Raw genomic sequence first — 14,391 nt, 5'->3', positions numbered from 1 at the left:
TTCCCTTTTTAAAGTTCCACTACATCATATTTCTACCCAATAACGTTGTACAATTTCCCCAGTATGAGAAGAAACTACTTCATTTTCTAACACACCGCCAACCTTTTGAATCGTTTTAGCCGAAGCGATATTAGCTTTATCACAAGTTATTAACACTTTCTGCAATCCTAATTTTTGTGCTTCATCCAATGCAAATTGTAGTTGTTTTGTAGCGTAACCTTGGCGACGTTTATTTGGATGGACACTATATCCAATATGACCACTTTCCCGCAATAATTCTGAGTTTAGTCGATGTCTAATATTTACAAAACCTATAAGTTCCCCTTTTTCAAAACTTAAAAATTGGCTAGACGGTACTCGATTACCTTGTAAGTTTTCTCCCGCTTCTTGTATACTCACTTTTTCAAACCATTCATCGAGAGAATCAAAATTTTGTAAAGAACTACTGCCGTGTGGTTGTTCATCAGCATGTAAAAACGCATCGCGATACTCCATAATTTGTTTGCTATATTCATATGTTGGTTTTAATAGTTTCATTGTGCTTCTCCTCTCTAAATAACCTACAACAAACCCCTTAATAGCTCTCTTTCACCATTAAGGGGTTTCTATCATTTTCATTCAAATAATCCCATACTCAAATAACGCTCACCTGTATCAGGTGCAATACATAAAACTTTTTTACCAGCACCTAATCGTTTCGCAATCATAATCGCTGCGTAAACAGAAGCACCAGAAGACGGCCCAACTAATAATCCCTCTTGTCTAGCTAAGTTTCTCATTGTCGTTAAAGCCTCTTCGTCTGCAATTTGAATAATTTCGTTATACACTTCCGTATTTAAGTTTTTCGGGATAAACCCTGGACTTGTTCCTACTAGTTTATGAGGACCTGGAACACCTCCGGATAAAACAGGAGATCCTTTCGGTTCTACTACTGCAACATATAAATTGGGTAGTTTCTCTTTTAACGTTTCACCAGTCCCAGTAATCGTTCCGCCTGTTCCTGCCGTTGCTACAAATGCATCAAGCTCTCCATCCATTTGTTCATAAATTTCAAGTGCAGTTGTATAACGATGAATATTCGGGTTTGCTGGATTTTCAAATTGCTGCGGAATAAAACTATTTGGAATTTTCTCTTGCAATTCTAACGCCTTCGCAATTGCTCCTGGCATTCTTTGTTCTGCCGGTGTTAAAACTACTTCTGCACCGTATGCTTTCAATAAATTTATACGCTCTTTTGACATATTGTCCGGCATAATTAAAATCGCTTTATATCCTTTCGCAGCCGCGTTCATCGCTAAACCAATTCCTGTATTACCACTTGTTGGCTCAATAATTGTATCTCCTGGTTTGATAAGACCATTCTCTTCTGCAACGTGCAATAAATTATAGGCAGCACGGTCTTTCACACTGCGTGATGGATTAAACATTTCTAGTTTTACATACACATCTGCTGCGTCTTCTGGAATAAATTTAGATAAACGGACGACAGGTGTATCTCCTATTAATTCTGTAACATTTTCACATAATTTCATAGTGCATCCCCTATTCTATCGTTTTCTTATCACTTGGTAATAACCAAGAAGTAAGTCCAATTAATGGTAGACAACTACATAGTAACATAATGAATTGTAGACTATATATGTCAGCCAATTTCCCAAGAACTACAGAGCCTAAAGCGCCGAGTCCAAACGCAAGCCCTACAATTAATCCAGATACCATTCCTACTTTTCCAGGAACAAGCTCTTGCGCATATACAACAATTACACTAAAACTACTCGAACTAATAAAACCGATACATAAAAATAGCGGTATGACCCATACGAGCGAAACGTGGGGTAATAAAAGTGCAAGTGGGGCTGAACCTAGCATTGAAAATACAATAATTGTTTTCTTTCCAAATCGATCTGCTAACGGTCCACCAAAGAAGGTTCCTAACACACCAGCAATCATAAATGCGAATACGAAATACTGAGCATTTTTTATCGATAAACCGTAATGCTCAATTAAGTAAAATTGATAAAAGTTCCCAATACCAGCACCGTACCAAGATCGTACAAAAGTAAGAAAAACAAGAAGTAAAATAACAAATTTAATATGTGTACTTACAATCGCATTTTCCGCCTCAAGCGCAGCCCTCTTTTTTCTCCTCACAGCGCCAGTCGCTAATTCATTCCTATACCAATTTGATACGAAAATTAATAATACAATTCCTACCGCCGCAAAGGCTGTAAAACCTAAAGAACCAATTTGTCCAAGCGGAACGAAAATTAACGCTGTAAAAATAGGAGCTAGAGAATTACCTGTATTTCCTCCCACTTGATAAATCGCTTGCGCTAAACCTCGTTTCGTCCCTGCTGCCATATAAGCAACTCGGGCGCCTTCTGGATGAAAGACTGCGGAACCTAATCCGATAAATAAAACAGAAATAATAACAATAATAAAGTTCGGTGCAAACGCGAGTCCAATCATCCCAAGCATACTCGAAAACATACCGAGCGGTAATAAAAATGGTGACGGCTTCTTATCCGAATACATACCAAAAACCGGTTGCATAATCGATGATGTCATATTTAACGCAAACGCAATCCACCCTACTTGCATATAGGATAAATTCATCGTTTTTTCCAAAATAGGAAACAACGCGGGCACAACTGCTTGCATCGAATCATTTAAAAAATGACCGAAACTAATCGCAAATAATATTCGATATATTGTCGGTGTTTCTACTCTGTTTTTTTGCGAAACTGCCTGCATATGTGAATCTCTCCTTCCTGTACAAAATATATATTTATTACAGTAGGTGTAATAAATTCTGACTTTTGAAACATTTCTATTCTATAATGGTTTCATTTCTTTTTCCAGAAATATCACCTTTTAAATAATATATTTTTTCTATATGCTTTATCGGATTTATTTATAGAAATTTTCTATATTTTCTTTTATACTAAGGCAGAGATGAAGGAAAGGATGACAACTATGAAGAAAAAAACAAAGGGAATCGTTGCACTCTCAATCACATTATCTATGTTTTTAACAGCATGTGGTCAAAAACAAGAGGCAACAACTACCGGAGAGAAGAAAAAAGAATCTTCGAAACAAGTATTAAACATTGTAGAAGCTGGGGAAATTTCTACACTTGATTCATCTATCGCAACCGATGGGTTTTCTTACGCTGCATTAAACAACGTAATGGAAGGATTATATATGCCTGGTCCTGACAATAAACCTGTTCCTGCAGCAGCTGAATCATACAAACTGAGCGAAGACGGAAAAACATATACATTTACATTACACGATTCAAAATGGTCAAATGGCGATCCAGTAACTGCCCATGATTTTGAATATGCATGGAAACGGGCCGTTAATCCAGAAACTGCTTCTGAATACGCACATATTATGTTCGATATTAAAAACGCTGAAAAAATAAATAAAAAAGAATTGCCAATTGATTCATTTGGTGTAAAGGCGATTGATAATAAAACTCTTGAAGTACAGTTAGAACACCCTGTTCCATACTTTTTAGGTTTAATGGGATTTGCAACATTTTATCCTCAAAACAAAAAGGTTGTAGAAGCACAAGGGAAAAATTACGGACTTGAAGCTGCAAATGTAGTTTATAACGGACCTTTCCAATTAAGTGAATGGAAACATGATACAAGTTATAAAATGACAAAAAACCCGAACTACTGGGATAATAAAAATGTGAAATTAAATGAAATTAAATGAAATTAATGTAAATATCGTAAAAGATACTTCAACAGCCGTTAATTTATTTGAAAGTAAACAAGTAGACCGTATTACGATCAATTCAGAGTTTGTTGATAAATATCAAAAAGATCCGAGCTTAAAGAAAATGGAACGTCCTTCTGTGACATTTTTCCGATTTAGTCAAAAGAACCCTTTATTAGCAAACAAAAATGCTCGTAAAGCTATTTCGCTTGCTTTTGATAAACAAGGAATCGCAACAACGATTTTAAACAATGGTTCTATACCTGCGAATGCATTCGTTCCAAAAGGATTCGTAAAAGGACCTGACAATAAAGATTTTCGCAGTACAAGTCATGTAAAAGTAGAAACAAATGTGAAAGAAGCTAAAACACTATGGGAAACTGCGAAAAAAGAAACAAATTTACAAAACGCTTCTCTTTCAATCATAACAACTGATGAATCTAACGATAAAAAAATTAGTGAGTTTTTAAAAGGTGAACTGGAGAAAAACTTACCTGGATTAAAAATCACATTACAACCACTTCCAGTAAAAGCATTTTTAGATCGTGAAGGAAATGGTGATTTTGAAATTTCACTTTCTACATGGGGACCAGATTATCCTGATCCTACAACATTTTTAAATATGTTCGTCACAGACGGACCGTTTAATAAGATGAGTTACTCAAACAAACAATACGACGAATTAATTGAGAAAACGAGCTCTACTTTAGTAACTGACTTACCAGCACGTTGGAAAGCGTTCCAAGATGCAGAGAAAATCTTACTTGAAGATGATGCAGCTATCGCTCCAATCTTCCAATCAGGACTTGTATATTTAGAACGCCCAACAGTAAAAGGTGTTGTTGTTCGTCCATTTGCAGGAATTTATTCTTATAAGTGGGCCTCTATTACGGAATAAGAAAAAGGCGATCCTAAAACATATTAGGATCGCCTTCTTTATTAAATTGCAAAACGCTTATACTTTTCGTAATCGCTCGTCTTACATTCCACTTCTAGTTTCGTACCTTCGTTTTCATAACTCGTAGATAGAACGTGCGCATGAGTATTGAAATAAGAAACTACCTGCCCTTGATCATACGGAATTAACATTTCACACTTCGTATACTCTTTATAAATGTGTGAGCGAATCATTTCGACAAGCTCTTTTATTCCAACATGTTTCTTCGCCGATAAATAAACACGGTCTTCTTGTACTTTCGGAATTTCAACATCTACCATATCTGATTTGTTATAAGCATAGATTGTTGGAATATTTTCTACTCCAATTTTCTTTAACGTTTCATTTGTAATATCAATTAACTGTTCATAATTCGGATTTGCATAATCTACAACGTGAATAAGTAAGTCTGCTTCCGCTACTTCTTCTAACGTTGAACGGAATGCTTTCACAAGATGATGTGGTAATTTACTTACAAATCCAACTGTATCTGTTAATAAGAATGATTTATTATCTGGTAAATCAATATTTCGCACCGATGTTTCTAACGTCGCGAATAACATATCTTTTTCAAATACTTGTTTTTCTTCTGTCCCATTATAAATTTCAAGCATCGCATTCATCGTCGTTGATTTTCCTGCGTTCGTATAACCTACTAATGCTACAACAGGAATTTCATTTTTCTTACGTTGTTTTCGCTGCGTTTGACGCTGCGCAACAAGAGCTTCTAAATCTTTATTTAAAACTGAAATTTGTTCTTCAATTTTACGACGATCCAACTCTAATTTCTTCTCACCGACACCTTTATTTTTCGTACCAACACCGCCGCTCTGTCTTCCTAACGACTCACGAAGACCAATTAAACGAGGCATCATATACTGAAGGTGGGCCACCTCTACTTGCAGCTGCGCTTCCTTCGTTTTCGCACGTTGCGCAAAAATATCTAAAATTAATATGGTACGGTCAATTACTTTACAATCTAAATCCGCTTCTAAATTTCGAATTTGCGAAGGAGATAATTCGTCATTAAAGATGACCATATTCGCATCTACTTCATTTACATAGGCTGCTACTTCTTCAATCTTTCCTTTTCCAATATAATGGGATGGATTTACACGTTGCAAATTTTGCGTCACTTGTCCAATTACCTCTACATCACAAGCTTCTGCAAGATTCGTTAGCTCTTCCATCGAATATGCAAAATCATCCTCATTACCTAAATTTACTCCAACTAAAACTGCTCTTTGTAATAATTCTTCCATATATTTATTCCTCCATTTCGATTACGTAAAATAAAAAACACAGGTCGCTGCCTGTGTTTTCGTAAACGGATAAGGGTTCACCAAAGAAATAGAAGAAAGTTGTGCTTTCATCCTATCTCATAGTTAAAAAGTCCCAAGATCGTATGCGTATCCACTATAAGTGTTCACCTATACAATCCCATTCTATTTATAAAGGCAAAACAAAAAGAGGGCGTATTCGTCCCTCCCTCTTTTTCACATATAAGCTTAATAAAGGGTTCCTTTAAAATAGGCAGACCAATCCCGTTCACTCTGCACACAGACAGAGCCTTTGAGCGCTATTCAATTATTGGCACAAAGTATTGAGACGTAATCTGATTAAGATCAAAAGAAGCCCCTCCGTTCATTTTAAGTTACATAAAGTGTAGCATAAGTAATTCGCTTTCACAAGATTAAACCACCTATAGAAACAGAAAGAAAATCTTTATATATTTACTTTAATCGTCATTTTTTGCGAGTTCTTCTCACAACAAAAACAATGATTAATAATAGACAAATGGAAATGATAGCAACTTGCCACCAACTGAAACCGCTCACCATCTCCCCTTTTAAATCCACTTTCTTCGTTGGAACAGACTCTTTTGCAATTTGACGTAAAGCCACTTTGTCCGCCCCTGCCTCATCTAATCTCTTCGTTCCACTACAACTATTTGTGTGTAATTGTTTTTCAGATCCTCTTTGAGAAGAATATATTAAGTACTCTCCTCCTTCCACAAAATGAAACACACAATCACCACCATTTGTATATACAATAATTTGCGAAGAATTTGTCCCTTTCCAAATTTTCTTCACTTCAAATAATACTTCAATTCCACCTCCTTCTTTCCTTCCAACCTCAATTACTTGTCCCTCAAACACTACATCGTTTTTTTGAAAAGCCTCTTCTGCTGATACGTTAATACAATCACAAGCATAAGATTTCTCTGGAAAAATAATAAAAATAAAGCTACAAATAATGACAAAAGGCAACATACGTAAAATTCTTTTCAAGGAGCCCAACTCCCTTCATTATCAATTTTAGAAACTTCTCGTATATTATTTTTACAACACTCGCTAAATTCCTTCATAGTAAGCTAAGTCGTTCAATACACTAAAAATCTATATTTACATTTTTATAACCTGATATTAGTATCAGGTTATAAAATAAAGTTAGGAGCTGTTCCTATGAATTCTAAATCCCGTATCACTGCAATTGGCACTCATGTTCCAAATCAAATATTATCTAATAATGATTTAGAAAAAATGATCGATACGAATGATGAATGGATTGTACAAAGAACAGGAATGAAGGAAAGAAGAATCGCTAGCGAAGATGAATACTCCTCAAACTTAGCCATTAAAGCAGTTGAAAATTTATGTACAACATATAAGAAAAACTTAGAAGATGTCGACTGTATCATTGTCGCTACTACTACTGCTGATTACGTTTTCCCTAGTGTTGCTTGCCAAATACAACAATACTTCAACATACCTCATACAATGGCATTTGATTTAAATGCCACTTGCGCTGGTTTCACATATGGCTTGCACGTCGGTAATAGCTTGATTACTTCTGGATCACATAAAAAAGTACTTGTCGTAGCGACAGAGACATTATCAAAGGTTACTGATTACACCGATAGAACGACCTGCATTTTATTTGGCGATGGTGCTGGAGCTATTTTATTAGAAAGAGATGAAAACAAACCAAGCTTTATCGCATATCATATGGGCACAAATGGGCACGGCGGTATTCATCTATATAGAACAAACTTATCTACTACTATGAATGACACCCCACTGCAAACAAATGAAAAAATCGTTCAAAATGGAAGAGAAGTATATAAATGGGCAACACGTACGGTGCCAGCAGGTATAAAAGAACTATTACATACTGCAAATATGCAAATAGATGATATAGACTGGCTCATTCCTCATAGCGCTAACTTACGCATGATTGAATCTATTTGTGAAAAATCTCAAATTCCAATACAAAAAACATTAACGAGCGTGGAATATATGGGGAATACATCTTCTGTCTCTATTCCACTCGCTCTAGATTTAGCTAGAAAAGAAGGGAAATTAAATAACGGAGACACACTTTTACTGTACGGATTTGGTGGTGGTCTTACGCATTTAGGTCTTATTGTGGAGTGGGATTTAAGTTAAATGCATGAAAAAGAGGTTCTAGTCAATAACTAGAACCTCTTCTTTAATTTCTTTCTCCTTTTTGAGACCATATCACAACAGGAATCAGCATGAAAGCTAACACTCCTCCAGCTAATGACAATGCCGCATAACTTGAATTCGCTACTACCATTCCTGACATCGCTCCACCAGAAGCTCCAGCTAACGCAATAAACACATCTATCTTCCCTTGTGTTTTTGCACGTGTGGAAGGTATAGTTGCATCAACAATTTGAGCAGTACCACTGATTAAACCGAGGTTCCACCCTAATCCAAGTAAAGACAAAGCAACGATTAATAGTATTAAAGAATCACTCGGCGCTATCGCAGCTATGACACCTGCTGCTAATAAGATTACTCCACCAGCTATACTCATCGTAGTTCTGCCAATTTTATCAATTAATATTCCTGTAACGAGAGATGGAAGATACATTGCACCTACATGAAAACCAATTACAAGACCTATTGCACTTAAAGCATGACCGTGGTGTCCCATATGAACTGGCGTCATCGTCATAATCGCAACCATCACGATTTGCGTAAGTATCATTACGATAGCTCCAACTGTAATGCCTCTTTTATTTTCTTTCGCTTCTTCTATTACCGCTTGCCCTTTATATGTATGTTCTTGTTTATATGATTCTATCATATTAGCAATAAGTAACGGATCTGGACGTAGCATAACAAAAAGGACAAGACCCGCCAGTATAAACGCCGCCGCTGATAATATGAATGGGCCAGCAAGTTCAGGAATTCCAATTGAATGAGCAAACCTTCCCATTACACCTACTAAATTTGGACCTGCGACTGCACCAAAAGTCGTCATTACCATCGTAATACTAATGGCAGTTGCTCTTTGCTTCTTATTCGCTAAATCCGTTCCAGCATAACGCGCTTGTAAATTTGTAGCTGTGCCCGCGCCATATATGAGTAAAGAAACTAGTAAAAGAATAATACTATTTATTAAAGCTGCCAATACAACTCCAATAGCCCCTAGTCCACCTACTATAAAACCCGCTGCAAGCCCTACGCGGCGACCATACTTTTGCGATAACTTCCCAACAAAGAAAGCCGCTATCGCAGATCCCATCGTAAACATAGCAGCCGGTAAACCTGCAAATGCATCTGTCCCAAGCATTTGCTGCGCAAGAAGTGCACCTACTGTAATCCCAGCAGCTAACCCAGCTCCGCCGAACATTTGTGAAATACTTACGATTATTAACGTTCTTTTGTATAATTTTTGTTGCTCTTCCTCTGTATACATACGATTACTTATTAAAGCCCCCGCCTTATGTAACAATTCTTCATCCTCCCTTTAAAATTAAACCCTCTTGTTAATGTACTATGTTTAACGTTACATATTCAATGCCAATTTCCATTCTTCTCTTTCATTCTAAAAAACTTTCTAACCGAACTCGACTTCTCTCATGCTATATTAAAAATACTACCATTCACAATATGTAATCGGAAAACAAAAAACAGGCTGCTATTAGCCTGTTTTCTTTACACTTCCTCTACTACTCTTCCACTTTTCTTTTTACTCAAAGCCTTTCTTTCCGAAAATAACAAACTTACTAAAGCACAAATTAAAATAATTGGCACACTTGCTTTATATAAATCTGTAAAACTCATAGCCATCTGATTCTTAGCATAATGATTCACATCATTCGAAAATGCTAGTACTTCTTTCTTTACACTTTCTTCTTGTTTTTTAACTTCATTTGTCACTTGACTCATAACTTCTTCTCTTTTTACATCTCTATATTCTACTGGAACTTCTCTTAATACTTCATCCACTTTTTGGTGAATTAATTCGTCTTTTTTTTCTTTATTTAACCCTACAAATGTTTCATTTTGATGCTTTTCTACATTTGTTTCTATACTTTGATTCTCTATTTTTTCCTTTGTTACTTGTAATATCTCCGCTTGCTCGGCACTACTCACATGAATATTATGAACTTTTTCTTCTGCATAACGATATACATTCTCTTTATTTACAGTTAAGTTGTGAGTTAAATTAGATACAAATATTGCGACCGCTAAAACAATACCTACTTGCCGCAACATTGACACGACACTTTGAGAAGCAGTTAATAATTCCCCTTCAAACGAAGAAGCACTTAAAACTGTAATTGGACCTACTACTAAACCATACCCAACACCCAATATCATACATGGAATAATAATTTCTATATTTGTTGAATTAACATCAATCATTTGCAACCAATAATAAGATAAGCCCATCACAAGAAAGCCTGATAAAATAATAGTTACTTTTCCGAGTTTTTTAATTAAAGTTGCTGCAGCTGGTGAAACAAAAAATATCATTGCTGAAATAGGTGTCACTAAAAAAGCTGCTTCAATTTCCGTTCGACCTTGTATTTTCGTCAAGAACGTCGGAAGCAATACAGTAACTCCAATTAAAAATACATTACTTAATATGACAACGATAGATGCTCCGACAACCATTCGATCTTTAAATAAATTTAAATTCACCATGGGGTTATGAATCTTTCGCTCTACTAAAACAAATAGAATAAGAGAAATAGTGCTAATTGCATAACAAAACAAAGCTATATTACTTTGCCATCCCCATGTATTACCTTTTACTAATATGAGAGTAAAAGAAAAAATTGCTGTGCTACTTAATAGCAATCCTATCCAATCTATTTTTGAGGTAATACGTTCTTCATTTTTTATTTGTAGCATAAAGCAGCATAAAATGATTCCAAGAATACAAATTGGAACATTTACGAAGAACACCCATCTCCAACCGAAATTTTGTGTAATAATTCCACCTATTACTGGACCCATCGCAGCTGATAGTCCCTGTGTTACTCCCAAAATCGCAAGTGCAACATGCCTCTTTGCTAATGGCATAGCTGATACGCCAATTACCATACTAGTTGGAAATAAAATCGCTGCACCTACACTTTGTATAAAGCGAGAAAAGATAAGAAAATCGCCCGTATTAGCAAAAGCACAAAGTACTGATCCACCACCAAAAATTATCAAACCAACAATATACATCTTTGCTTTCCCAAAAATATCAGCTATCCGTCCTAGCGGAATAGCGAGTACAGCTATTGTCATTGTATAAACATTTAATACCCAAGACATCTTTTCTAATGAAGTATTTACACTCGTTTGTATCGCTGGTAAAGCTATATTCATAATTGTCGTATCAATCATACAAAGAAATATACCTAAGCACATTAAAAAGACAATCTTAATACCCTTTGATTGTTCCATGTTCTTCTACCCCTTTATTTATTATGAACGTTTTTTCAGTCTTCCATTTTATTGTGTTCTTTTGCTTCTAGTTGCTCTAGTTTTCTTTTCAAAGTCTCTACTTGAGCACTATACGATGCGATTCCTACATCAAGTGAAATTTCCTCAACAAAAGTAATACCTTCTCTCCACTTTTCATATTTCAGACGTAGATCCGCAATGTATGCTTCTTTCCTTTCAATTTCGTCCTTAATCCATTTTTTTATCGCCTGACCATCGCTGTAATTACCGAAATACATCCTCATTAAAAAATCTGAACGTAAAACATCTTTCTCTACATCCGTTTGCATGTATTGATAAAACTCTTCACGCCCTGCATCTGTAATAAAGTACATTTTCTTATTCGGTTTCCCTTCTTGCATAACAACTTCTTTTTTTATTTTCCCCTCTTTTTCCAACTGACGTAACGTTGGATAGATCATCCCAAAACTTCCATCAAAGAAATGAGTAAATACATCTTCAAACACAATTTTAATATCATAACCAGACAATTCTTTTCCCATTAATAAACCTAAAACAACATCTCTTCCTTTCAAAATAAGACCCCCACATAGTATATAATCAATAATCATATTAACAATGTTAATATGATTATTGATTATATACCTTATTCTGTTATTTGTAAAATGTTTCTAAATAAAAAACACCCTGTAATTTTATTGTTCAAAATTACAGGGTATCTCTACTTTATATTTCATATGTAAACCTTGTACTATTTTACAACTACATCTTGATTCGTTTCAAAGTCTTCCGTCTTACCTTCTTTCATTTCATAATAATAAGAAGGCAATTCTATACCATGCTCTACAAAATAATCCTCAATTAACGAAATAATCACTTTCAACGTTTTCAAACGTGCGTATAATTTATCGTTGCTCGCGATTATTTGCCATTTTGCATTAGGCTTATTTGTTTTTTCAAACATGTCTTCCATTGCCTCAACATACTCGTCCCATTTTTCACGGTTACGCCAATCTTCATCTGTAATTTTCCATCTTTTTAAAGGATTGTTCTCTCTATCCTTAAACCTCTTTAACTGTTCATCTTTACTAATATGATAGAAAAACTTCCCGATTATATAATGATCATCTGTTAATAGTTTTTCAAAATCATTAATCTCGTCATACGCTCTCGTCCACTCTTCCTTTGTAGCAAACCCTTCAACACGCTCAACTAACACGCGGCCGTACCACGAGCGATCAAAAATAGTAATTTGCCCGTACTGAGGTAGTTTCCGCCAGAAACGTTGCAAGTAATGGTACCGTTTCTCATGAGGTGCCGGTGCTCCAATTGGATTTACTTGAAATCCACGCGGATCAAGGTGTTCCGTCACTCGTTTAATCGCCCCACCTTTTCCAGCCGCATCCCAGCCTTCCATAACGAGCATAACTGCAATTTTTTCTTCTTTTACAATTTGCTGCAACGCTAATAAGCGCCTTTGATATTTTTCAAGTTTCTTATTGTACTTAGATTTCGATTCAATTCTTTTCGTTACATTTACTTTAGCAAGATATCCATGTTCCATAAAACAAATCCCCCTTGTTGTATGACAATGTTATTTTAACATATCCATTGGGATTTTTTTCAAATTAAAAATTTTTTCGAAAAACAATCTCTACTTTTTTTATATCGATAAATTAACTTCACCAATATATTTTTAAGCACACCTATTATTAATTACAAAAACAAAAAAGGAGACTATGCAAAAAAATCTCTACACAGTTTCCTTTTTTAAGATGTATGTCGCTTACTTAGAAAGACTAACAAAAAAAATAGAAACTCCATCGATTCACTCATACTACAAACGAATGACAGGCGGAATACCTCCTTCTGGTAAAAAATAAGCAAATACTGTAAATCCTATGATTAACATTGAAAATAATGTTATTATAATTCCACCTGGTAATGTTAGAAAAAGAGTATTCGGCCTTCTCTTCATAGAGAAAATCATCGAGTATACCCCCAGAAGAAGACTTATTATAGCAATAGTCACATAAACAACTACTGCATACCATGGATTGAGTTCTAATAAAACACCAGAAATAAATATATACAAAAATAATAATTGTAGAAAAATACTGCTTCCCATACTTACGAGCTCTTTCAATATATCCTCCCCCTAAACCGTATGGTATATTATCTCAAAAAAAAGAAGAAAATAACAAAAAATTCATTAAAGAATGGGAGCTCTCAAAAAATGAAACGAAAAATATTAACTCTCTTTACGCTTATATGCTTAGCACTACCAATACAAGCTAGTGCATACACATTTCAATCACTACCAATTGCATCAAAGTCTAAACAATGGTATATCGAAATTGATAAATCTCATAACGTAAACAAGCAAGCAATCCAGCCAAAACAAGGTGTATTTGATACATATAGTTTACTCGTAAAAAACATCGGTCATGATGTATCAAACGTATCCGTGGAAATACTTAATAACAATCCTACCTCTAAAGCTACCTTTAAACCTACTACCCCTAATGAAAATATTTCTAAATGTCATACAAGCTTTGACTACATGGTATTCCCATTAGACTTTAATAGCCATAATTTTAAAGTTGTGATTACTTGGGAAGAAAAGAACTTTTCTTACAACGGCCATCCAGTAAATGAAAGTAAAAAAATGAAACAAACATTTGTATTTAATGAAGAGTAAGCCCTAATTTAATTAGGGCTTACTCTTCATTTACAAAACCAGTTTGAATGGCTTCTGTCACTTCTTTTGTTATGTCCAGTTTTGTTGCATCGGTGCTAATTTTCTTATGCCAAATATGCACGGAAGGCTTTTCGTTACAAAAATGTTTTATTAATACTAGTTGATTATATGCTAGCTTATTTTCTCTATGGGTAGCAATATAGACTGTGAAATTTTTTGCTTCAAAGATCTTTTCCTGCAAAGTATATTGGTTGTCCCATTCCTTTGCGACTATATCGTTCAAATTTTTTATAAGCATATAAGTC

At 35.1% G+C, this 14,391-nt stretch carries 13 protein-coding genes and 1 pseudogene; 3 read left to right on the top strand and 11 right to left on the bottom strand.

Annotated elements, in window-relative coordinates:
- Window positions 1–24: 24 nt before the first annotated feature.
- From PSR14_RS10000 to PSR14_RS09990, 3 genes are all read right to left on the bottom strand, one after another.
- Window positions 25–537 carry a GNAT family N-acetyltransferase gene (locus tag PSR14_RS10000; protein WP_000771318.1) on the bottom strand — a complete coding sequence of 171 codons (513 nt, stop codon included), beginning with the start codon at window positions 535–537 and terminating at the stop codon, window positions 25–27.
- A gap of 77 nt (window positions 538–614) precedes the next feature.
- Window positions 615–1,532, bottom strand: coding sequence for a cysteine synthase A (cysK, locus tag PSR14_RS09995; RefSeq protein ID WP_000762261.1), 918 nt, complete (start codon window positions 1,530–1,532; stop codon window positions 615–617).
- A gap of 10 nt (window positions 1,533–1,542) precedes the next feature.
- Window positions 1,543–2,754 (bottom strand): MFS transporter, encoded by a 1,212-nt coding sequence (locus PSR14_RS09990; RefSeq protein ID WP_001149408.1) that lies wholly within the window; start codon window positions 2,752–2,754, stop codon window positions 1,543–1,545.
- A 222-nt stretch (window positions 2,755–2,976) separates the two neighbouring features.
- Between PSR14_RS09990 and PSR14_RS09985 the strand changes: the two are divergent.
- Window positions 2,977–4,627, top strand: a pseudogene (locus PSR14_RS09985) (peptide ABC transporter substrate-binding protein).
- A 41-nt stretch (window positions 4,628–4,668) separates the two neighbouring features.
- Here PSR14_RS09985 and hflX read toward each other — a convergent pair.
- Both hflX and PSR14_RS09975 read right to left on the bottom strand, forming a co-directional pair.
- Entirely contained in the window at window positions 4,669–5,928 is a 1,260-nt protein-coding gene (gene hflX / locus PSR14_RS09980) for a GTPase HflX (protein ID WP_000391879.1), read from the bottom strand.
- 483 nt (window positions 5,929–6,411) lie between these two features.
- Window positions 6,412–6,957: a hypothetical protein gene (locus PSR14_RS09975; RefSeq protein ID WP_000821911.1), complete on the bottom strand. Its 546-nt coding sequence runs from the start codon at window positions 6,955–6,957 to the stop codon at window positions 6,412–6,414.
- 174 nt (window positions 6,958–7,131) lie between these two features.
- Between PSR14_RS09975 and PSR14_RS09970 the strand changes: the two genes are divergently transcribed.
- Window positions 7,132–8,115 (top strand): ketoacyl-ACP synthase III, encoded by a 984-nt coding sequence (locus PSR14_RS09970; RefSeq protein ID WP_001983142.1) that lies wholly within the window; start codon window positions 7,132–7,134, stop codon window positions 8,113–8,115.
- 43 nt (window positions 8,116–8,158) lie between these two features.
- On the opposite strand, the gene PSR14_RS09965 is transcribed toward PSR14_RS09970, so the two are convergent.
- From PSR14_RS09965 to PSR14_RS09945, 5 genes are all read right to left on the bottom strand, one after another.
- A complete protein-coding gene (locus PSR14_RS09965; protein ID WP_406644237.1) occupies window positions 8,159–9,397 on the bottom strand; it encodes an MFS transporter in 1,239 nt (412 codons plus the stop codon).
- A 239-nt stretch (window positions 9,398–9,636) separates the two neighbouring features.
- On the bottom strand, window positions 9,637–11,385 hold the full coding sequence (locus PSR14_RS09960; protein ID WP_098486997.1) for an MFS transporter: 1,749 nt from the start codon (window positions 11,383–11,385) through the stop codon (window positions 9,637–9,639).
- A 35-nt stretch (window positions 11,386–11,420) separates the two neighbouring features.
- Complete coding sequence (locus tag PSR14_RS09955; RefSeq protein WP_061131122.1) at window positions 11,421–11,960, bottom strand: PadR family transcriptional regulator; 540 nt, start codon at window positions 11,958–11,960, stop codon at window positions 11,421–11,423.
- A 176-nt stretch (window positions 11,961–12,136) separates the two neighbouring features.
- Window positions 12,137–12,949 (bottom strand): polyphosphate kinase 2 family protein, encoded by an 813-nt coding sequence (locus tag PSR14_RS09950; protein ID WP_061130804.1) that lies wholly within the window; start codon window positions 12,947–12,949, stop codon window positions 12,137–12,139.
- A 273-nt stretch (window positions 12,950–13,222) separates the two neighbouring features.
- Complete coding sequence (locus PSR14_RS09945; protein WP_000661601.1) at window positions 13,223–13,531, bottom strand: hypothetical protein; 309 nt, start codon at window positions 13,529–13,531, stop codon at window positions 13,223–13,225.
- 90 nt (window positions 13,532–13,621) lie between these two features.
- Here PSR14_RS09945 and PSR14_RS09940 point away from each other — a divergent pair, with 90 nt between their 5' ends.
- Window positions 13,622–14,086 carry a hypothetical protein gene (locus tag PSR14_RS09940; protein WP_098486998.1) on the top strand — a complete coding sequence of 155 codons (465 nt, stop codon included), beginning with the start codon at window positions 13,622–13,624 and terminating at the stop codon, window positions 14,084–14,086.
- A gap of 19 nt (window positions 14,087–14,105) precedes the next feature.
- Here the strand turns inward: PSR14_RS09940 and PSR14_RS09935 are convergent, their stop codons facing one another.
- Complete coding sequence (locus PSR14_RS09935; RefSeq protein WP_000905834.1) at window positions 14,106–14,384, bottom strand: hypothetical protein; 279 nt, start codon at window positions 14,382–14,384, stop codon at window positions 14,106–14,108.
- Window positions 14,385–14,391: the final 7 nt, after the last annotated feature.

The sequence above is a fragment of the Bacillus sp. A01H genome (genome assembly GCF_045277205.1).
GTDB classification, from domain to species: domain Bacteria; phylum Bacillota; class Bacilli; order Bacillales; family Bacillaceae_G; genus Bacillus_A; species Bacillus_A paranthracis.
The sequence above is the reverse complement of the archived record's forward strand: the minus strand, read 5'-3'. Positions and strand labels throughout refer to the sequence as shown.